At 65.4% G+C, this 2,337-nt stretch carries 1 protein-coding gene; it reads left to right on the top strand.

Translation table 11 applies throughout. The annotated features are described in order from the left end of the window. A partial coding sequence (locus KW824_RS20540; RefSeq protein WP_218410875.1) for a VCBS domain-containing protein occupies window positions 1-2,337 on the top strand: 2,337 nt, incomplete at both ends.

Here is a 2,337-nt window from a genome sequence, read left to right as displayed (position 1 = left end):
CCGAGCACACCGTCACCATCACCATTACCGGCGTCAACGATGCCGCGGTGATCACCGGCGCTGACAGCGGTGCGGTCACCGAAGATGAGACCAAGCCGACTCTGACCGAGACCGGCACCCTGAGCGTCACCGACGTGGATGGGGTCGACGAGGCCAAGTTCCTGGCCGGCAACGGCACCCCGAGTGCCGGCGCGCTGGGCAGCCTCGCCATCACCGAAGGCGGTGCCTGGACCTACAACGTCGACAACAGCAAGGTGCAGTACCTGGGCGAAGGGGAGACCAAGGTCGAGACCTTCACCGTGCAGTCTGTGGATGGCACCGAGCACACCGTCACCATCACCATCACCGGCGTCAACGATGCCGCGGTCATCACCGGCAGCGACACCGGCAGCGTGACCGAAGATGAAAGCACGCCGCTGCTGACCGAGACCGGCACCCTGAGCGTGACCGACCTGGACGGGGCGGATGAAGCCAAGTTTGTGGCCGGCAACGGCGTGGCCAGCACTGGCGCACTGGGCAGCCTCGCCATCACCGAGGGCGGTGCCTGGACTTACAACGTCGACAACAGCAAGGTGCAGTACCTGGGCGAAGGCGAAACCAAGGTCGAGACCTTCACCGTGCAGTCTGTGGATGGCACCGAGCACACCGTCACCGTCACCATCACCGGCGTCAACGATGAGGCCGTCATTACCGGCAGCGACACCGGCAGCGTGACCGAAGACGAAAGCACCCCGCTGCTGACCGAGACCGGCACCCTGAGCGTGACCGACGTGGACGGCGCCGATGAAGCCAAGTTCCTGGCCGGCAACGGCACCCCGAGTGCGGGCGCGCTGGGCAGCCTCGCCATCACCGAAGGCGGTGCCTGGACCTACAACGTCGACAACAGCAAGGTGCAGTACCTGGGCGAAGGGGAGACCAAGGTCGAGACCTTCACCTCTGTGGATGGCACCGAGCACACCGTCACCGTCACCATCACCGGCGTGAACGACGCGGCGGTGATCACCGGCAGCGACACCGGCAGCGTGACCGAAGACGAGAGCACCCCGACCCTGACCGAGACCGGCACCCTGAGCGTGACCGACGTGGACGGGGCGGATGAAGCCAAGTTCCTGGCCGGCAACGGCACCCCGAGTGCGGGTGCGCTGGGTAGCCTCGCCATCACCGAAGGCGGTGCCTGGACCTACAACGTCGACAACAGCAAGGTGCAGTACCTGGGCGAAGGGGAGACCAAGGTCGAGACCTTCACCGTGCAGTCTGTGGATGGCACCGAGCACACCGTCACCATCACCATCACCGGCGTGAACGATGCGGCTGTCATCACCGGCAGCGACACCGGCAGCGTGACCGAAGATGAAAGCACCCCGACCCTGACCGAGACCGGCACCCTGAGCGTCACCGACGTGGATGGCGCCGATGAAGCCAAGTTCCTGGCCGGCAACGGCACCCCGAGTGCGGGTGCGCTGGGTAGCCTTGCCATCACCGAAGGCGGCACCTGGACTTACAACGTCGACAACAGCAAGGTGCAGTACCTGGGCGAAGGGGAGACCAAGGTCGAGACCTTCACCGTGCAGTCTGTGGATGGCACCGAGCACACCGTCACCATCACTATCACCGGCGTCAACGATGCCGCGGTCATCACCGGCGCTGACAGCGGCGGCGTGACCGAAGACGAAAGCACCCCGCTGCTGACCGAGACCGGCACCCTGAGCGTGACCGACCTGGACGGCGCCGATGAGGCCAAGTTTGTGGCCGGCAACGGCACCCCGAGTGCGGGCGCGCTGGGCAGCCTCGCCATCACCGAAGGCGGTGCCTGGACCTACCAGGTCGACAACAGCAAGGTGCAGTACCTGGGCGAAGGGGAGACCAAGGTCGAGACCTTCACCGTGCAGTCTGTGGATGGCACCGAGCACACCGTCACCATCACCATCACCGGCGTCAATGATGCGGCTGTCATCACCGGCACTGACACCGGCGGCGTGACCGAAGACGAAAGCACGCCGCTGCTGACCGAGACCGGCACCCTGAGCGTGACCGATCTGGACGGCGCCGATGAAGCCAAGTTCCTGGCCGGCAACGGCACCCCGAGTGCGGGTGCGCTGGGTAGCCTTGCCATCACCGAAGGCGGCACCTGGACTTACAACGTCGACAACAGCAAGGTGCAGTACCTGGGCGAAGGGGAGACCAAGGTCGAGACCTTTGTGGTCACCTCCGTGGATGGCACCGAGCACACCGTCACCATCACCATCACCGGCGTCAACGACTCTGCCGTGATCGGCGGCACTGACAGCGGTGCGGTCACCGAAGATGAGGCCAAGCCGACTCTGACCGAGACCGGCA

Origin of the sequence: Aeromonas sp. sif0611, assembly GCF_019218845.1 — a bacterium.
In the GTDB taxonomy this organism is placed as follows: Bacteria; Pseudomonadota; Gammaproteobacteria; order Enterobacterales; family Aeromonadaceae; genus Aeromonas; species Aeromonas media.
Note: the sequence above shows the minus strand (reverse complement) of the source record. Positions and strands in the feature narration are given on the sequence as shown.